Here is a 19,089-nt window from a genome sequence, read left to right on the forward strand (position 1 = left end):
GAGGCTATCCACCTTTAGGCCTGTAATCGTCCATGATCCGCTTCAGCTTTCCCAGCAGCCCGTCTATCAGCAGCCTTGTCCTGTAAAAGCCTGTCTGGTGCGAGAGCTTTGTCAGCTGGTTCAGGTTGTTCGCCATTCCCGCCAGGCTGCGCAGCAGCGCGTTCTCTTCAGGCGTATGCCTTGCCGTAACGGTGGCCGCCAGTGCCGCCTCCCTGATATAGACCGCCAGACTCCGGCCGGACTTCCCTGCCCTGAACCTGAGAGCCTCGTAGCTGACGGGGGAGAACTTCACTGTCACTCCCTTGGTCAGCTTCCGCGTCCTGCCCAGTGCCGGACGGCCGCGTTTTTTCTTCATCCCATTCATATCCTTTGTCATATGTTTTTTCTTTTTCGTCCGTACTTCTTTCATTCCAAAATCTGCGACCGGCGGGAGTGGATTTGCCCTCCCTGCAACCGCCGGGCGCGGGGGAGCAAGGGTTTTCGGGAATCCGGAAACATAACCTTGCTATTACTTTGCAGTAATAATGACCGGTTTCCATTACATGTCAACCGATCACGACACATAGCCGTGTCAAAGCCATAAGTTGATTCTTAAAAATTATATATTGTAAGCAGCTACAGGGTGAACAAAATAACCTTCGAGGTGAAAGACCCATGGGAGCATTTGTCCCTGTAGCCGGCTTACATCCGTTGCCCAGAACACAGTTAGGATTTGAGACTTCGGGTCTGTTAATAGCTTTAGTCATGAGCAACCATTATTAATCTTATTAAATCATTAATTTTATGCTGGTCAAAGATTTATCAACCAAGATTCATGTCGGAATTGATGTATCCAAACTGACACTGGATGCCTTTATCCTGGAACGCAAGCTTCACAGGAAGTTCAAGAACAATTCCAAAGGTTTCACCTCGCTCTTCCAGTGGGTGAAAAAACAGTCTCGTACCGCCCCTGACACCATCCTGTTCTGTTTTGAACATACCGGTCTGTATTCCTTGCTGCTGGCCCTTTTCCTTGAGGAGAACGGCCTGTTTTATTCCATGATCCCGCCATTGGAAATCAAGAACTCGTTAGGCCTGACCAGAGGCAAGAACGACATGGTCGACTCCATGCGCATTGCGGATTTCTCACTCCGTTATGAAGACAAACTCCATATTAGCAGACTGCCAGCCCGGAAAATACGCAATTTGCATTCCCTGCTGACTCTCAGGGACAAACTTGCCAAGAACATGCGTGGATACATCATTACCTACAATGAATCCCTGAGGGTCATGCAACCCGATGATTTCCCGGAACTCTTCTGCGGCTACAGGAATACGATTGCCAAGCTTAAAGAGGAAATCGGGAATGTGGAGAGATCATTAAAGGCCATCCTAAAGAGCGATACCAGGCTATGGACCACTTATAAGCTCGTGACCGGCATAAAGGGGATCGGTCTTATTGTTGCGTCCTACATGATAGTGTACACCCATAATTTTACTCGCTTTGATACCTGGCGTAAGTTTGCGTGCTTCTCCGGCATTGCGCCTTTCGACCATGAGTCCGGAACGAGCGTGAAGGGGAAGACCAAGGTCAGTCCTATAGCCAACAAGCGGCTTAAGACCATGCTGCACCTGTCCGCTATCTGTGCGATCCATACCGATACGGAGTTGAAGGAGTACTATCACCGCAGACTGGCTGAAGGAAAGCCTAAAATGTCTGTTATCAACATAATCAGAAACAAGCTTGTATCCCGTGCTTTTGCCGTTGTCAAACGAGGCACGCCGTTTGTTGACATTAAAAGATATATGGACGTTTAATTCTCTCCCATAAAAGATCATCGGTCGGGGAACGCCTGAGCGGCAAGGGGCGGGACCACCCGTCCCGACGAGCGGAAAAATTCCATTCCGTGATGTTCCAAATGGACCTGTAAACTCCCTTTTTAGGGGAGTCCGGACTGTTTTATGCCTATTTTTTGCACCTGTTTGCATTTTTTCTTCGTTTTTTCTTGCACATGAACTTAGGATGCTCCCCCCACAGAAAAATCCCCCCGCATTTTCCACATTGAAGCGGGTATACAGGGAACGGTGCATACATCGGGTATACTCCACGCCCGGTAACAGGCTGTCAGATTTTTCTCCACTGCTCGATGTCCCCACGGTAGGCGGCAAGATGCTCCCTGGCAAGGTTCTCCAGCAGTCCGGAAACGCTCATGCCACGCCCGCCGAGCCTGCGGACGACAGCGTCCAGTTCGTCCCTCACATCCTCACTGACGAACACCGTCTTGCGGTTCCTGATCTTCGGGACGGTGAGGTACGTTTCCCGGTACTCCTCCAGCGAGGCCCTGCGCTGCCTGCCGCTCGTCCTTCTTCTCACGGGGTCTTCCGGTTCCGGCGGGGTGTCCTTTCTTCCCGCCTCCCCGGACACCTCCTCCGCATCAGTCCCGGATGGAATCACCGGTTCCGCATCCATACCGGTGGATTCCCCCAGACCGGGTTCCATCATGAGTCTTTCCCACCACTCGTCGTGGCCGGGCTCGGGACTACGGCCGTTCTTTCTGTCTGCGGTTTCGGATACCGCCGTTTTCTTTCTTCTCGGTTTTTCAGTCGGTTCACTTTTCATTGTACATGGATTTTAGATGGTTGATACTGTGGGCACGGTCTACCCGTTTGCCCGGTTGTCGGAAGCAAATAAAACGATAATAACAGACGGTGTGAAACGGACGGGTCCGATTGGCGGGGTTTGCCGCGTTATTCATATTGTTGGATCAGTCTGACGGTGATGACTTCACAAATATACGCACCGGAAATTTTCCACTCTTCGGGAACGGATCTGAACGTCTGTTTACTAAAAGCAAATGAATGTTAAAATCAGACTTCCATGACATCTGATGACATATAATGACATCTGATGAAGGGCCGGAACCATATCCGGGAACAATCATTTACTTTGCGGATGAAACAAGTACGCATATGGTGTCAAAGGTAGTCATCCTGTCTTGAAATTCAGGATGTTCCGCCGGAATTCACTAAATTGCGGCACGGAATCCGGATCCGAAAAGAGAATGAAACAGATGTCAAACCTGAAATTACATTAATTATGGAAATAGTGAACATTGAAGCAAGGACCTTCGAGGCGATGCTCTCGGCCTTCCGGACGTTTGCGGACCGGCTGGACACCCTTTGCCGGCTGTACGGTGACATGGAAGAGAAGAAATGGCTGGACAACCAGGAGGTGTGCCTGCTGCTGAAGGTCAGCCCGAGAACCCTGCAGACCCTGCGTGACAACGGCACGCTGGCATATACACAGATCTGCCATAAGACTTATTACAAGCCCGGGGACGTGGAAAGCATCATCCGGATAGTGGAGGAGCGCCGCAAGCGGGCTGAAAGCATGGGAAAATCAATTTGAAAAGCCATGGGAAACGAAAGGATGATACTTTCTCCCGGCAGTCTGGCAGGCGGCTGGGAAAGTCTGGACGGCAGTCCCGATTTCTACATCTTCAGGGATTCCAGCGGGGACTACCGCCTGCTGGCCTACAGCCGTGACGCGGAGTACGGGCGGGGAAGCTTCTCGCTCTACAGGATAGACGGGGAGGGATGCCATATCCGTATCGGTACGAAAGAGTGCCGGTTCATGTCGGAGGGATGCCCCCATACCCTCCATGTCATGGGGTGGGGCCGATATATGAGAAACTGAAAAAGTAAATGTCAAACCAACAAACAGATGAGATTTATGATGAATACCGATAACCGTCTGCTCACCCGTGAGAGCAGCGAGCATATAAGAGAGTTCTTCTCCACCGTCGAACGTCTCTCCGTTTCCATGGAGCGTCTCTTTGCCGGCAGGTCACCGGCGATGGCGGGCGAGAACTTCTATACGGACCGCGAACTGGCTGAAAAGCTGAAAGTGAGCCGCCGCAGCCTGCAACAGTACCGTGACAGCGGCCTGCTTGCCTTCACCCGGCTGGGCGGCAAGATACTGTACCGTTCGTCCGACATCGAAAAGTTGCTTGACAGTTGCTACAGGGAGGCGAGAACCAGGCCGGAGGAACTTTAGAAATGTTCCGTACGGGATCGTGAATGAAGGGGCGGTCGGTTGTCATACCGGTCGCCCCTTCGTTTTCTTTCCATCGGATGAACGACTTTAATTTGCTCATAAAGTATTTATACACAGAGTATTTCTCTTTATGAATTATGATCCGATGACAACATTGGCATAACATGGCGGGACATGGAAACATTTTTCCGGTATGGCAATAAGATACGGGGATTCCATTATAAAAAAAGACCCTTATTTTATTATGTCATTATGTTATTCTGAAATTGGGGCGGGTCGTTCGTGTACCGGTGGGACGATCCATTCCCGTAATGGCGGCACATTCCGTACCGGTATCATTATCCTCCGGCAATGCCGTTTCCCGGTCTTTTCGGAGTGACCTTATGCCGGCCGGTGACAACCGCATGTCCGTGTGTAAACATGACGGCACATAAAAACAGGCACATCCTCCGGGCTTTTGTCCCGTCGGATGCGCCTGTCTCCGTCATGTCATATACAGCCGGACTCCTCCGGTCCATGTCTCTATCTGAGTATCGGATTCGAGAGCAGTATCTTGTAATAGGCCACTCCGCCAATCTCTACCGGCATCCTCGCCATCATGAACTGCACGCTCTTCCTCTCCACCTTCGCCTGCCGCATGAGCCTCTGCACGATAAACCCCGCCGAGAACCTTGCGCATCTTTTGTCCTTCCAGACGATGAACCCCTCGCTGTCGTCGGCCCGGCAGATATACCAGTCACCCGTCTCGTCGTCGTGGGCGAAGTTCACCCGTCCGCCGCCGAGGATTCCCAATTCGATTGACATCGTCTTTGACAGATAGACAGTCCCCCTGCTGTCAAGGTTGATGGTCCGCTTACCCTTGTATGTGACTTCCTGCGGACGGGAATTTTCCCTGTTGTATACTATCAGTGCCATAATTATCCTTCTTTTATCGGTTAAACTGTTTTCGTTTTTCAATACATGAAGCTTTCCACCGCCAGCATCTGACTTCTCCATGCGAAACCGCTGTGGGTACGTACTGCGTCCACTATCCTGCATACTTTCTGCGATATGGCCGATGCCGAGATACCCATGCATTCCGCCAGCGCCTTGAACGAGAACTGCGCTTCATAGAACCTGAGCATGAACATCCGGTATTCCTCGTAGGAGAACTTCTGCCTTACGAAACGCAGTATGTCTCTCACCAGCCGCTCGCACCCGTTCAGGTCGTCCTCGGAAAGGAATTTTGCCTCCTCGCCACATCGGAGGAAGAAATCATCTTCAGGGTGTGCATACCGGTTCTCCCTTTTAATCTTTACCAGGGCCGCCTTTTTGTAGCATCCGATGAAATACGCGTCATAGTCCGTTATGTCCTTTCCGGGAACCAGCACCTGCCTTCTTACGAAAAGGTAGGTGTCATGGAAATTGTCCTCGTCCAGCATTCCGTACCGGCGTAACGTTCCTCTCAACCTGTCATAGGATTTTGTGAACCACTCGTTGAACAGTCTTTCCTTTTCTGCGCTCTTGTCTGCCATAGCCTTATATTTTTTGGAGTTATACATGGCCTACACGGGTAGGCATTCTTATTTCTTGTGCTTCCTCCAGTTTGTTTTTCGGCGGTCTCCGGCAAGGCTTGCCGTGAAAAAATACGCTCACGCGAAGCGTGAGGAAGATTTTTTCACGAGCAACCAGCCCGCAGGGCCGCCTTGCGGGACCGGCCTGAAAAACAACTATTTTTGCCGCAAGAAATGAGGATGACGGATTCCTTCTGTCTATTGCCTGTCCGGTGAGAATCTAAAATACCATGCAGCTTTTCTGTCTTCGGCATGCTTGGAGAAATATTCAAGGATATGGAATGAGAACGGCAATACGTGATATTGCAGAAGGAGCGGAAATGGGATTGGAAACAGGAAGCGTGTCCGGGCTTTCATGCAGTTTATACGGCAGTGTTGATTTTGGGGAGGATTACAGGGAAGTGACAGGAAGGTTGACCGTTCCGGAGAAATTGTATGTGTACGTTGTTCCTTTCGAAATACGGAGTCCTTTAAAATCATGGAAGACCTCATTCGGGAATGTGTTCCGGACAATACCCCGCCACGGAACGGTTATGACACTTGATATCAGGCCGTAAGCCGTTCCGTAGCTTCAGTATCCCATATCCCATGCATGAATGTGGATCAGGCGGCATTTCACCTCCTTGCCCCGTTTACGGACATGCCGATGCGTTGCCTGCCGGAATTCTCATTCAAGCAGTTTTCGTCCGCCATCATCTTCCAGCACACGCATTTGCTGGATGGCTATCCGGTTCAGTCTCACGAGCCGTTCGCCCTGCGGTATGCCCTGGTCTATGAATACGGCGTTCAGGTTTTCCATATTGGAGAGGCAGATCAGTTCATTGATGGAGGCATAGTCACGGATATTGCCCTTCAGACCGGGATTTTGCTCACGCCACATCCTGGCGGTCATCCCGAACATGGCTACGTTGAGCACGTCCGCCTCTTCCGCATAGATGATGCCGGCCTGTGCGGGGGTGACTTCCACCGGTATCAGGTTCTGCCTGATGGCATCGGTATGTATGCGGTAGTTGATCTTTGACAGTTCCCGTTTCGCACTCCAGCCGAGCTGGGCCTGCTCCTCCTCTTTCAACCGCTGGAACTCTTTCAGCAGGTACAGCTTGAATTGAGGGGATACCCACGTGGCGAACTCGAACGCGATATCCTTGTGTGCGTAAGTCCCTCCATAGCGTCCGGCCTTGGCGATGATACCTTTGGAGTTGGTCTTTTCCACCCATTGTTTGACGGAAAGGATGAAACGGTTCAATCCGGCCTCGTTTTTAATTCCCTCGAATTCGGGGGAATTAAAATCCGGATTGTACATCTCCTCCCATATGCCCAGAAACTCGACGGTATTCTTGTTACGCAACCACTTTTCAATAAGGGCGGGACCGTTTTCCATATTGCGGACCATGTCGGTCAGGGAGATATAATCCTTGTCATTGTACGTGATGACTGTCACTTCTGTATTCTGGACTTTAATTTTAGCCATGTTCTTTTAACGGTTATTCGGTTATTATTGGTTCGATGTACAAATGTACGGTGTATTTTTCGGAATGTTCCTCCATATCCGGAAAAGTTTGTGTCACGCCGCCTGTTGCGACAAGCCGTTTCTACCAAGGAAAGGGCAGGCAATACCGGCTGACGTGGATACAGGCGGAACAACCCGCATATGCAATGCAGAGGGAGCAGGAGAGCCTTCACCACAGCCGGAGAGGAAAGCGGTCTCATGCCGGGGTACGGCATGAAAAGGGGCTCCCGGACAGTTCTTTTCCTTGTCGCACATGCACTACGTCGGTCGCAGTTTTCGCCTTCTGAATCCCTTTTACGTCCGTCCCTGCGCTTTCGGAGCGTTTTTCCGGTAGAAAATTTCACCATGCGGAAATTTTCTGCCGGAAACCGAAGGGAAAACGCGGAGTTCCGCAGGGACGGACGAACTTTGATGAGGAAGGGGAAAATCGTCCGTTTCATAAATACCATTTCCTCATATGGCATCGCATATTTCCTTCTCCATCTTTTCCAGCTTATGGGACAGGATTTCCATGTCGCTGCTGATCTTCTGGTTGGTTATCCGGGCATATATCTGGGTGGTTTTCAAATCCGTATGCCCCAAAAGACGGCTTACGGTCTCGATGGGCACACCGTGCGAGAGCAGCACGGTGGTGGCGTTCGTATGTCGGGCAACATGATAGGTCAACCTTATCTTGAAACCGCACTGCCTGCCAAGTTCCTTCAATATGGTGTTGCATCTGCCGTTGCTCGGTACCGGAAATACATGATCGTCCTTGGACAGCCCCTTGTACTTCTCTATGATGCGCTTGGGAACGTCCAGCAGGCGGATGTTGGACTCGGTGTTTGTCTTGCGCCGGCGGGTGATGATCCAGAGGTTGCCGTCGAAGAAGGTCTGGAGCCGGTCGGTCGTCAGCGCCTTCACGTCCGCGTATGCCAGTCCGGTGAACACAGAGAAGATGAAGAGGTCGCGTACCAGTTCGCAGGTCCCGCTTTTCACCGGGGCCTCCATCAGCGTCTGTATCTCACGCTCTGTCAGGTAGCCCCGGTCAACGCTCTCGGGGGAGTTGATGTACCCGGCGAAGGGGTTGAAGGGAAGCGCACCGCTGTTGCGGGCGATGGAGATGACGTGCTTGAGCCCGATCATGTAACCCCATACGGTATTGGTGCGGCATTTCTTCTCCGTACGCAGGAAATACTCGAAGTTGTTGATGAACGTCAGGTTGAGTTCCTTTAGGGGAATGTCGTCACGGCGGTATACTTTCGGGACGAACTCGCAAAGGTGCCTGTATATGGTACGGTAGCGGTTGTATGTTCCCTGCACGCGGCTGTGTCCCACTTTCTTGATGAACTCCCCGTTGTGCTGCTCGAAGAGTTTCAACAGCGTCTCGCGTTTCACGCCCAACCCGAGGCAGGCGTCCCTCAGCCTGGCGGCGGTGACATAGCCGTCGGACTGCATCAGTTCCTGGTAACGGCGGTTCACGTCCACGCGTATCCGGTCAACCGCCGCATTGATTTTCTGCGCCTCGGCGCTCTTGCCCGTGGCACGTGCCGTTTTCACGTCCCAAAGTTTCGGAGGTACGTCCAGTTTACAACTGAACTGCTTGATTTCACCGTCCACCGTAAGACGGCACATCAGGGGGAGATAGCCGTTGGCTCTCTCGCTGCCCTTCTTCACGTAGAAGAGGATTTTGAAAGTCGATCTGCTCATACTCGTTTTCATACTTTTTTGATCGTTACAAAGTTAATATCAAGCGAGTTGTCCTCAGGTATGAAAAACTGTGCAAATTGCTGAAATAGAACCCGTTGTGCCGTTTCTTATTCCCGTTATATCAGTAACGATATGGGAACTGAAGTCTTTCGCAGTTTTTATCGGACCTCCTTTTTCAGCTTATGCAGTATTATGAGTTAAACACCTAACTGCTTAATAGACTGCATTTTTGCTGTATTATCATCAACCTTGCTTTTTCTTGCTGCGTTTACTTTAAAGTGAGCGATACTGAACGAGTATCCGAATAGATCGTCATATCACTCTTCTGGCTGGGATAATCAATATGCGTTTTCGCACGTAAGCCCTTTAACAAATCCTCACCTCGCAGCATTACACTTAACTTTTTCGGTATCGGATTCCAGACAAGCCCTGCCGATACATTATAATTACCATCCACATCATAGATACCTTGTATCGAAGGCGCACTATAGCGAGCATTCACTTCCAGCGATAAGTTCTTCTTCTTTGATAAAGTAAACGTATTGAACAACATCAACTGCCCGAATAACTTTTTCCGATCAAACGAAATATCGATAAACACTCCCTCATCTTGAATTAAGAAGCCCGATGCCACGAACCGTGAGCTAACCACCCCACCGATCCGAAACGGGATAACTGCCATCGCCCCGAAAGTATTATGCTTATCGAAATTAACCGATTGGTAATAGGCTCTCAACGCTTTCGTATCTTGATAATACAATTGGCGAATATAATTCACATGATGATTGGCAAATAGTCCAAAAACATATTTCTTTTTCAAGATATAATTAGCCCTAGCCATATAAATACGTTCCGGTTCCAAATAAGGATTTCCCCGTACCTGACTATACACATTCAAATAAGAAACATTCGAGCTCATGGCCCAATACGCCGGATACTTCTTATCGCTGGAAAAATTGACTTGAAGCATATTCGATGGATCGATCGTATAACTCAAGTTCAATTGTGGATAGAGATTTACCCCAGACCATAAGGTCCACTTCCGGCCCGCCGAATCAATCACCGCCTTATTATACTCCGCCGAAAGAGAAGCGCTCAACACCAGTTTCTTGCCAAAACGCTTAGAGAAACCGGCATACAATCCCGCCGTATACTCTTTTTCTTTTTGGGCAAACGTAGCTGACAGATCCTCCTGTTTATCTTGGTAGGTAAAGGAGCTATTATCCGTAAAGGATAACTGCACATTCGTGCCCGCGTTAATTTTCCATCCTTTTCCAAATACCCGTTCGTAGTTGACGAATACATTCGCCAAATGGATATTTTGCCGGGAGGTAGCCTCCACCTCTTGTTTCGTATCGGGATAATCCGAGATCATATATTGATCCCTGCGATCCTTATAATAGGTATAATCCACCCCTGCGCTCAAGTTCTTGGAATGTGCATAATTCAATCGTACATTTTGAAGATTCTTCGGGCCCGATAACTTATTATTACTTTCCGCATTCTCAATACCCACAAATAGAGTGTTCGAATATCGTTTGGAATTAGAATCCGTTATCTTGGCATAATAAGAAATATCCACCTCACGCCCCTTATCCATAAACCAATTGGCACTCGCCCCAATCGTATGGTTCATAGAACGACCTACCGCCGTATTTTCTTGCAGGATCTCATAAGGGCGATCCTTCACGATAGGATAGGCGTTCATATCCTCGGTTGAACGGGAATGGTTATAATTAGCGGAATAAGATAGATCCAGACTATATTTCTTTTTGGAGTAGGATAAATTCACTAATCCGGTTGGCGAGAAGTAGAAAGCTTGCTTTCCGGTCAAAGAGATATCGGCACTTAAATCCTCATTCACTTTCTTCTCCATAATGATATTTATACTACCTCCTTTTACGCCATATTTTGGAGGAGAGCTATACAAAAGCTCTATACTCTTTACTTTGCTGGCCGAGGTAGATTTCAGAAGCTCTACAATCTGGGACAATGACATTGAGCTTCTACGTCCGTTAATAATAATGTTCGTAGCAGGGACGCCGATGATACTAACGTTGTCCCCTTCTTTCACCAATCCGGGAATCTCTCCTAAAATATCAAATGCAGTATTCACCGGTTTGGCCATGATCAAGTTAGGCACGTCGAAAGATAAGGCATCGTCCGTAACCGTAACCAAAGGACGCTCGGAAGTAACGTAGACATCCGGCAATTTTACCGTAATACTATCTTTCACCAAGATAACAGAATCCTTAGTCTGTGCATTTACAGCGACAAGAACATTCAGAAGCAACAAGAAAGGAACAATGGCAGTCTTCATAATATCAAGATTATGTTTATAATCCGCCAAATTAAAAAGAAAAAAGGAGATAAGCAACGAAACTATCGAATATTTACGAACAAATCGTATACATATTCAAAATAAAGCAATTACACCACACCTACTTATACTATTAACCCGTTGGCGGAATTAAGTAACCGTGCCAAATCTTATAAAGATAAAAGTCAGATCAAACCAAATGTGCCTTTAGTCTGATAATATTCATTCGACCTTATCCAAGGTAAAAGTAAAGATTAAAGTAGAACCTCCGGGGATACCGCTATAATCTCCATATCCATAACCTAGCGAAGCCGGGATAATCGCCTCCACGGTCTCATCCAGATGGATATTCAATAAGACACCGCTTAAGCCCGGGATAATGCCGTTCATAGAAAAACTTGATCTATCCAGTTTCTTTTGAAAGACCTGTCCATCTATAAACTTCCCTTCCAGACCTAGCAAATAGACCACGGAAGTCATCGTGGGTGTTGTTGTCCACTCATTTTCTTTCCGAATGATCCGGTATAAGGCGGTATCACCCCCTAGAACAACTTGCTTATATCTTAATTCACCCATCTCATCTTTCTCTGTTTTCTTTTCCCAGATGTATTCCTTGTTTTTGTTGATATAAGCCAATTGTTCTTCCGAGAATTGAAGCTCATCATCATCCCCACAAGAAGTAAGTCCCATCATCATGATCACTAAAAGTGACCATACATACATTGAAAGTGCTTTCATTCCGATTTCTATATAAAATTAAATTATAATTATTCTTGATTTCCGAGGCGCGAATATACAAATCCATTTTGTTATATCAACTAACTTTCCGTTCTTTGCATAAATATAGTAGTAACCAACTAATACAACATGAAACTAAATAAATTAATAGCGATCGCCACGATCAGCCTTCTGTCGGGAGGTATAAGCATGGCACAAAAAGCGTTGAATCTTGAGGATATCGTTGCCGGTAACGTCATACAAACAAAAGGCATCGGAAGCATGACTTGGCTAAAAGACGGTGAACGTTATAGCCGCTTGGAAAATAATAAGCAAACCGGAGGCACGGATATCGTCGCCTATCAAGCAAAAGATAACTCCCGTGAAGTCATTATCCCCTCATCCCTATTGACAGACAAATCTACAGGAAAGCCTATTCCCGCACGTAGTATCTCTTGGAGTGCGGATAATGAGAAAGTCTTGATTTATAACAATACCCAACGGGTATGGCGTTATGATACCCGGGGTGACTATTGGGTATTAAACCTAAAGGACGGCGCTTTACGTCAATTGGGAAAAGGAATGCCGGAATCCTCCATGATGTTCGCTAAATTCTCTCCGGATGGCACACGTGTGGCCTATGTTTCCAACAATAATATATATGTAGAAGATATAGACTCCGGGAAAATCACGCAGCTAACAAAAGACGGAAGCGATACGATTGTCAACGGAACTTTCGATTGGGTATATGAGGAGGAGTTCAGTTGCCGGGATGGTTTCCGCTGGAGCCCGGACGGAAAGCATATCGCCTATTGGCAAAGCGATACGAAAGGAACGGGAGTGTTCGACATTATTAATAATGTAGACTCCATCTACGCAAAGGTAATCCATTTCCCATACCCCAAGGCAGGAACCACCAATTCAGCCGTAAAAGTAGGCTACGTTTCCTCTACCGGCGGGAACACCACTTGGATCGCCATACCCGGAGATCCCCGGAACAACTACCTGCCCCGTATGGAATTCATCCCCGAAAGCGACGAGTTGTTCATACAGCAACTAAACCGCCCGCAGAATACAAATAAGGTATGGATCGCCAAGATATCCGATAACTCGCTGAATAATATCTTCACTGATACGGATGCCGCATGGCTGGACACGAATGATAACATACAATGGTTAAAGGACAACCGCTATTTCACATGGGAAAGCGAGCGTAGTGGCTGGCGACACTTATACCGGATAAGCCGGGACGGAAAAGAGATACAACCCATCACCAAAGGTGATTTTGATTATATCTCGCCGGTCGGGACCGATCTACAAAAGGGCTGGGTCTATTTCATCGCCTCCCCGGACAATTTCACCCAACGTTACTTGTACCGGGCTAAAGCATTCGGCAATGGGGAAGTGGAGCGTGTAAGCCCCATGGAACAATCCGGACAGCACCGCTACAATATGTCACCCACCGGCAAATGGGCCATACATACGTATAGTAACGCCTCTACCCCATCCGTTATCGACATGGTTTCTTTCCCGAAACATCAATCCGTACGCATGCTTGAGGATAATGCCCAAGCCAAGGACCAATACGCCGCCTTAGGATTAAACCCGAAAGAATTTATCAAGGTCAAGTCCGGCAATCTAACCTTGGACGCATGGATGATAAAACCTGTCGATTTCGACGCATCCAAGAAATACCCGGTTATCATAGAGGTATACGGCGAGCCGGCGAGCGCCACCGTACAAGATGTATGGGGTAACGGAGATTTATGGCAACAATATATGGCGAACCAAGGTTATATCGTGGTAAGTATCGAGAACCGGGGTGCGAATACTCCCCGTGGACGTGAATGGCGGAAATGTATTTACGGGGAAGTGGGTACTTTCGCTTCCGAAGACCAGAGCAGGGGTATTCTGGATATGACCCGTCAATATCCGTTTATCGATGCCAACAGGATCGGTATTACCGGATGGAGCGGTGGTGGTAGCCAGACCTTAAACTGCATGTTCCGTTATCCGAAAATATTCCATACTGGTATAGCGATCGCTTTTGTAGCCGACCAACGTTTATACGACACGATCTACCAAGAACGTTACATGAATACTCCGCAGAACAATCCGGAAGGCTACCACAAAGGTTCCCCGATTACCTATGCCGAGGGACTGGAAGGTAATCTGCTGCTTATTCATGGTACGGGAGATGATAACGTGCATTACCAAAATTGCGAGATGCTGGTGAACAAGTTGATCAAGAACGGAAAGATGTTTACGCAAATCAGTTACCCGATGCGTAGCCATAGCATCAACGAAAGGGAAGGAACAACTCTTCACCTACGTAAGACAATGGCTAAATACTGGCTGGAACATCTTCCGGCCGGTGGTAAATAGTTAATCCACGATTCGATGAAACAATTTTTATTGCGATTAGTGATCTTGGCAGGAATCAGTTTCCTGCCAACGGTGTCCAACGCCCAATTAAGGGAAAAGGCCGAAGAACTATTGTCTACGACATTAGGCAATGATCCGGAGGAACCAGTTACCCCAACCGATACGCTTTCGCTCGATGAGCAGCACCGGAAGGATTCCATCAAGATGCAGGAGCTAGCCCTCCAGTTGCAAGAGATGAAACTAAACGAGATCTTACTGAAAGACGAGCTGGAAAGCACGAAAAACAGCAACGCTACCGCCGACTCCCTAAAAAGGTCCGAGCAACGAAACCGTATCGATTCCCTTCGGGCACTGACTCCCGGCGTACCTGTAGTCGTGGAGGGGGATACCTTATTTCACCTTTACGCCAAGCGCGGAGGCCGCACCCCGGTTGACCGGGCTGAGGACATCCTCAATATCATGGTAAAGATCGGGACCTCGCATTCCTTGAAGAAGGATTCCATCTATATCTATGACAGCGAATACGTAACGGATATCATGTACGGAGACAAGGTTATCCTAAGTATCACCGATCAAGATGCCCTATGGCAAAATCTCAGTCGTATAGCCCTCGCTGAACAATATCAACCGATTATCCAAAACAAGATACAAGAGTTAAGGGAGCAACATAGTATCTTGCAGATAGCGAAACGGGTATTATTGTTCATCCTCGTAATTATCATCCAATATTTCCTGTTTAAGCTGACCAACTATCTGTTTAAGAAGCTACGCAGGAAAATTATCTGGTTAAAGCAGAACCGACTCAGATCTATTACCATCCGGGATTATGAATTTCTCAACACACATCGCCAAGGACGTGTATTGATGTTTTTCACCAACGTAATACGATGGATCGTGTTACTAATCCAATTAACCATCAGTGTACCGATCCTTTTCGCTATCTTCCCGCAAACAGAAGATCTAGCCTTGAAGATATTCTCCTATTTGTTGGAGCCGGTAAAGATGATCTTTAAATCGGTAGCCTCCTATATTCCGAACTTGTTTATCATCTTGGTGATCTATTACTGCATCAAATACATCGTAAAAGGAATCCAATACATAGCCAACGAGATAGAGAGCGAGAACCTGAAAATATCAGGTTTTTACCCGGATTGGGCGCAACCGACGTTTAATATCATCCGTTTCCTGCTATACGCCTTTATGATCGCCATGATCTATCCTTATCTGCCGGGATCGGACTCGGGGGTATTTCAAGGCATATCCGTATTTGTCGGTTTGATCATATCGTTGGGTTCCAGTACGGTGATCGGAAATATCATCGCAGGGCTGGTCATTACTTATATGAGGCCCTTTAAATTGGGTGACCGTATCCAACTAAACGAGACGACTGGCAACGTGATCGAGAAGACTCCGTTTGTAACCCGTTTACGTACCCCTAAGAATGAGGTAGTGACCATCCCGAACTCCTTTATCATGTCCTCCCATACAACAAATTATAGCGTATCCGCACGGCAATACGGATTAATCATCCACAGCACGGTTACGATCGGCTACGACGTACCTTGGCGGCAAGTTCATCAATTATTGATTAATGCCGCCCGCCAGACCACCGGGGTATTGCCAGAGCCGAAGCCTTTCGTATTGGAGACCGAACTAAGCGATTACTATCCCTGTTATCAAATCAACGCTTATATAAAGGACGCCGATAAACTCGGAGATATCTATTCCGACCTGCATCAAAACATACAGGACGTATTCAATGAGGCTGGCGTAGAGATCATGTCACCGCACTATTTCGCCGGACGAGACGGAAGCGCTTCCACGATCCCGACCGCTCCCTATCCGGATGACTGGGTAGAGCCTTCCAAGAAATAAATATTTCACGGTAAATAGTTAAAAATGATCCCTCACGAAACAAATCGTGGGGGATTTTATGTTATATGTCCAAACGTCACTAATAAAATAAATAATGGTAATGAAAAAGTATTTTATCGCAGTAGCGGCTATGGCATTTTTGGCCGCATGTAGCGGGAAGCAAGCCCAAAAGGATGTACCCGTAGAAGTAGAGGAAGAAGAATTCGCCATAATGTCGGCGGCTCCGGACGCTCCGTCTTTGCCACTGATCCATTCTGTTAAGGCGACCCAACCGGCAAAGCCCGTGAATATGAGGGATTCCTTGAAGGCTGATCCTAAAAAGGGACCGGTTATCCAAAAAAAGTATAAGGGAACCCTGACTTCTCCGGATAGCGTGAACGTAGATTATGACTTAACCTTGTATTATCAACAAGATAACGCAGACGAGGAAGGCGTATTCGAGTTGGATGCTCTTTATACCGTACCGGAAGCAGTAGCCTCAAGTACCGGAGCGGCGAAGAAAGCTCCTCAGAAAGCCATTACAACCGGTAAACAAAAAGTAAAGCACGGAACTCCCGATGACGCTAGCGCAGTAATCTACGAGTTGATTCCCAGTGATGGCGAACCCGTCATCTATTTCCTAGTAGAAGGGGATAACTTGACCTTGATGAACGACGCGTTGCAAAAAGCGGCGGCAGATCTTAACTACACGCTAAGACTTGTCCAATAAATTTATAGGCAGCACATCTTTGTATATATAGATCACCCCGATAGACTTACCGGATCGCCGGAAGCTATCGGGGTTTAGTTTTTATTTGAACCCTCCTTGGCAGATCGGTTATTTGATACCTAACTTGGCTTTGATCGCTTTAGGCAAGGCATCTTTATGAACCACGATATTCATGGTCTTATAACGGACAAACGCCTTGGAAGCATACCAAATACCGTTATACTTGCTGTTGGTTCCCCAAGAGTTCTTTACCATATAATACTCGTTCCCCTCTTGATCCTTGGCGATACCGTAGATCTGCATACCATGGTCGTCTGTCGTCTCGTAATTATCGTAAGCCAACTGACGCTCTGCTTGGGTACACCATTTCTGAGGTTGCGGTTTTGTGTTCAGCTTCTTTTCCTCCGGTTTCAATTTCAACCAATGAGCCATATCGGAACCGCTCAACTCCTGTACCTTCTCATCATCAGGCATAACGGCCACTCCGTCACGAGTAAAACCAGATTCGCTCACATCGGAACCCCAAGCGATCGTATAACCCGTATTAATCGCATTATCAAAGACCTCCATAAACTCATCCAGCGGCAAGTTATACGACATACCGTGACGCCAGTTATCCTGAATCTCTAGCGGGAACTGGGTATAGAACGGATGATGCGTATAAGAAGTCAATGAGACATAATCCGAAGCCTTCAAACCTGTAGACTCGAAGAAAGATTTCGGTGTATATTCCTTCCCTTTATACGTGAATTTCTCAGGAGGAACCCCCAAGTAGATCTGATGTACCGCAGCGACCGCCTTCTTCCATAACATGGCGTTATTCTCATCAGACTGCAATTTGCGTAACTTTCCCTTGGCGATAGCGGCCACCATAGCGTCCGTCAAGGCGGAAAGCTCGGTATGGTTACTCAACGTATCGGCATACATCATGCCCGGGCGCATCTCCTCTTCCGGAACCAAGCCGAATGTTTCCATTCCATAAAGCGCATCATAGAAAGATCCACCTTGCGAGAACGAAACATCCCCATGCGTACGCACAGCAGCGTCGGCACGATCCAGATAGGTGTTATATACCGTAAACATCTCGGATAAGTCATACTCGCCCTTTCCCATACGAAGCAACTCCGACTCCAAGAAAGAGTACGAGGAGTAGCACCAGCACGTACCCGCACGATTTTGGTTCTTAACAGATGTAATGGGGTTCTCTTTCACGGTCGTGAACACGAATCCCTCCTCACTCACCTTCTTCTCCGTGTCTTGCGCTTGGATCGTAGCGGACATAGTCAGAGCGAATAGCATGCTTGAAACTAGAATTGTCTTTTTCATGTAATTTTATATATTTATATTAGTATTAAGTCCGTATCGACCGCAAATGTAAGTTTTTTATCCGTAGCTAACTCTACAAAGTCGTACGTATTTGAGATATTTTATCTAAGTTTGCCTCTTCAGAAAACATAATATATAACTAATTATCTGCAAAATGAGAATATCTATTATCGGTTCGGGTAATATCGGTGGAGCGATCGCCCGAGGTTTAGCGAAAGGAACCATGTTCAAAGCCTCTGATATCACTTGTACCGCCCAATCGGACGAGACCTTGGAGAAGATGAGAAAGATCGATCCGGACTTTATCTTGACCCATGATAACGTGGAAGCGGCACGAAACGCTGATATCATCATCATCGCCGTTAAACCTTGGCGTGTAGAAATGATTATAGATGAGATTAAGTCGGTGCTCGACTTCGAGAAACAAATCATCGTATCCGTAGCGGCTGGCGTGACTTTCGACCTGTTGAATACTTATTTGACCAAGAATACAGACTTCGATTGTCTGGCTACTCCCACGATCTTCCGGATCATGCCCAACACGGCTATCGAGGTGATGAGCAGCATGACTTTCGTTTCCGCCCGCAACGCCTCCAAGGAGCAAACGGATCTAATCATCCATATCTTCAACGAGCTTGGCAACGCCATGTTGGTAGAAGAACGGTTGATGGGCGCAGGAACAGCATTGGCTTCCAGCGGCATCGCTTTCGCCTTGCGTTATATCCGCGCGGCGATAGAAGGCGGCGTGGAATTGGGTTTCTATCCGAAACAAGCGCAAGAGATCGTGGTGCATACCGTGAAAGGCGCCGTTGATTTATTGCTCGAGAACAAAAGTAACCCGGAGATGGAAATCGATAAGGTAACAACTCCGGGCGGAATCACGATCAAGGGTCTAAATGAGATGGAACTTTCCGGTTTTACCTCTTCCGTGATCCGGGGACTGAAGGCCAGTAAATAAAAATAGGCAGA

20 protein-coding genes are annotated in these 19,089 nt (G+C 47.7%); 8 read left to right on the forward strand and 12 right to left on the reverse strand.

The features are described 5' to 3' along the window. Positions 1-4: 4 nt before the first annotated feature. Entirely contained in the window at positions 5-376 is a 372-nt protein-coding gene (locus BDI_RS11145) for a plasmid mobilization protein (RefSeq protein WP_011966781.1), read from the reverse strand. A gap of 407 nt (positions 377-783) precedes the next feature. Here BDI_RS11145 and BDI_RS11150 point away from each other — a divergent pair, with 407 nt between their 5' ends. Next, positions 784-1,797 (forward strand): IS110 family transposase, encoded by a 1,014-nt coding sequence (locus BDI_RS11150; protein WP_011966782.1) that lies wholly within the window; start codon positions 784-786, stop codon positions 1,795-1,797. A gap of 307 nt (positions 1,798-2,104) precedes the next feature. Here BDI_RS11150 and BDI_RS11155 read toward each other — a convergent pair whose 3' ends face one another. After that, complete coding sequence (locus tag BDI_RS11155) at positions 2,105-2,599, reverse strand: DUF3408 domain-containing protein (protein WP_011966783.1); 495 nt, start codon at positions 2,597-2,599, stop codon at positions 2,105-2,107. Between the two features lie 477 nt (positions 2,600-3,076). On the opposite strand from BDI_RS11155, the gene BDI_RS11160 reads away from it, so the two are divergent. Then, entirely contained in the window at positions 3,077-3,388 is a 312-nt protein-coding gene (locus tag BDI_RS11160) for a helix-turn-helix domain-containing protein (protein ID WP_008666975.1), read from the forward strand. Here the strand turns inward: BDI_RS11160 and BDI_RS20320 are convergent. Next, positions 3,380-3,634 (reverse strand): hypothetical protein, encoded by a 255-nt coding sequence (locus BDI_RS20320; protein WP_172580095.1) that lies wholly within the window; start codon positions 3,632-3,634, stop codon positions 3,380-3,382. The two genes, BDI_RS11160 and BDI_RS20320, sit on opposite strands and share 9 nt — an antisense overlap. A 78-nt stretch (positions 3,635-3,712) precedes the next feature. Between BDI_RS20320 and BDI_RS11170 the strand changes: the two genes are divergently transcribed. Beyond that, positions 3,713-4,036 (forward strand): helix-turn-helix domain-containing protein, encoded by a 324-nt coding sequence (locus BDI_RS11170; protein WP_007853013.1) that lies wholly within the window; start codon positions 3,713-3,715, stop codon positions 4,034-4,036. Between the two features lie 338 nt (positions 4,037-4,374). Here BDI_RS11170 and BDI_RS20915 read toward each other — a convergent pair whose 3' ends face one another. Genes BDI_RS20915 through BDI_RS11185 form a run of 3 tightly spaced genes read right to left on the reverse strand, consistent with a single transcriptional unit; the run spans position 4,375 to position 5,550 of the window. After that, positions 4,375-4,554: a hypothetical protein gene (locus BDI_RS20915; protein ID WP_080504972.1), complete on the reverse strand. Its 180-nt coding sequence runs from the start codon at positions 4,552-4,554 to the stop codon at positions 4,375-4,377. 4 nt (positions 4,555-4,558) lie between these two features. Next, positions 4,559-4,951, reverse strand: a complete 393-nt coding sequence (locus BDI_RS20920) for a hypothetical protein (RefSeq protein ID WP_004320820.1) — start codon at positions 4,949-4,951, stop codon at positions 4,559-4,561. A gap of 38 nt (positions 4,952-4,989) precedes the next feature. Continuing rightward, positions 4,990-5,550 (reverse strand): sigma-70 family RNA polymerase sigma factor, encoded by a 561-nt coding sequence (locus tag BDI_RS11185; protein ID WP_009275869.1) that lies wholly within the window; start codon positions 5,548-5,550, stop codon positions 4,990-4,992. 320 nt (positions 5,551-5,870) lie between these two features. Here BDI_RS11185 and BDI_RS20925 point away from each other — a divergent pair, with 320 nt between their 5' ends. Next, positions 5,871-6,146, forward strand: a complete 276-nt coding sequence (locus BDI_RS20925; RefSeq protein ID WP_227742492.1) for a hypothetical protein — start codon at positions 5,871-5,873, stop codon at positions 6,144-6,146. Positions 6,147-6,256: 110 nt separating this feature from the next. Here BDI_RS20925 and BDI_RS11195 read toward each other — a convergent pair whose 3' ends face one another. The 5 genes from BDI_RS11195 to BDI_RS11210 all read right to left on the reverse strand — a co-directional run bounded on the left by BDI_RS11195 (position 6,257) and on the right by BDI_RS11210 (position 11,846). Next, positions 6,257-7,060 carry a KilA-N domain-containing protein gene (locus BDI_RS11195; RefSeq protein WP_011966787.1) on the reverse strand — a complete coding sequence of 268 codons (804 nt, stop codon included), beginning with the start codon at positions 7,058-7,060 and terminating at the stop codon, positions 6,257-6,259. Continuing rightward, positions 7,027-7,563: a hypothetical protein gene (locus tag BDI_RS21215; RefSeq protein WP_080504973.1), complete on the reverse strand. Its 537-nt coding sequence runs from the start codon at positions 7,561-7,563 to the stop codon at positions 7,027-7,029. Before BDI_RS21215 ends, BDI_RS11195 begins: the two co-directional genes overlap by 34 nt. Then, complete coding sequence (locus BDI_RS11200) at positions 7,553-8,800, reverse strand: site-specific integrase (RefSeq protein WP_011966789.1); 1,248 nt, start codon at positions 8,798-8,800, stop codon at positions 7,553-7,555. Before BDI_RS11200 ends, BDI_RS21215 begins: the two co-directional genes overlap by 11 nt. Positions 8,801-9,056: 256 nt before the next feature. Next, complete coding sequence (locus tag BDI_RS11205; protein WP_011966790.1) at positions 9,057-11,108, reverse strand: outer membrane beta-barrel family protein; 2,052 nt, start codon at positions 11,106-11,108, stop codon at positions 9,057-9,059. A 222-nt stretch (positions 11,109-11,330) separates the two neighbouring features. Beyond that, positions 11,331-11,846, reverse strand: a complete 516-nt coding sequence (locus tag BDI_RS11210; protein WP_011966791.1) for an FKBP-type peptidyl-prolyl cis-trans isomerase — start codon at positions 11,844-11,846, stop codon at positions 11,331-11,333. 129 nt (positions 11,847-11,975) lie between these two features. On the opposite strand from BDI_RS11210, the gene BDI_RS11215 reads away from it, so the two are divergent. The 3 genes from BDI_RS11215 (at position 11,976) to BDI_RS11225 (ending at position 16,794) form a co-directional block, all read left to right on the forward strand. Further along, complete coding sequence (locus BDI_RS11215; RefSeq protein WP_009018026.1) at positions 11,976-14,210, forward strand: S9 family peptidase; 2,235 nt, start codon at positions 11,976-11,978, stop codon at positions 14,208-14,210. A 15-nt stretch (positions 14,211-14,225) separates the two neighbouring features. Then, a complete protein-coding gene (locus tag BDI_RS11220) occupies positions 14,226-16,085 on the forward strand; it encodes a mechanosensitive ion channel family protein (protein WP_005854246.1) in 1,860 nt (619 codons plus the stop codon). Positions 16,086-16,185: 100 nt separating this feature from the next. Next, a complete protein-coding gene (locus BDI_RS11225; protein ID WP_005854244.1) occupies positions 16,186-16,794 on the forward strand; it encodes a hypothetical protein in 609 nt (202 codons plus the stop codon). A gap of 108 nt (positions 16,795-16,902) precedes the next feature. On the opposite strand, the gene BDI_RS11230 is transcribed toward BDI_RS11225, so the two are convergent. Next, on the reverse strand, positions 16,903-18,120 hold the full coding sequence (locus BDI_RS11230; protein WP_005854242.1) for an aminopeptidase C: 1,218 nt from the start codon (positions 18,118-18,120) through the stop codon (positions 16,903-16,905). Between the two features lie 154 nt (positions 18,121-18,274). Here BDI_RS11230 and proC point away from each other — a divergent pair, with 154 nt between their 5' ends. Further along, positions 18,275-19,078: a pyrroline-5-carboxylate reductase gene (gene proC / locus BDI_RS11235; protein WP_005854240.1), complete on the forward strand. Its 804-nt coding sequence runs from the start codon at positions 18,275-18,277 to the stop codon at positions 19,076-19,078. Positions 19,079-19,089: the final 11 nt, after the last annotated feature.

The sequence above is a fragment of the Parabacteroides distasonis ATCC 8503 genome, from assembly GCF_000012845.1.
Lineage (GTDB): Bacteria > Bacteroidota > Bacteroidia > Bacteroidales > Tannerellaceae > Parabacteroides > Parabacteroides distasonis.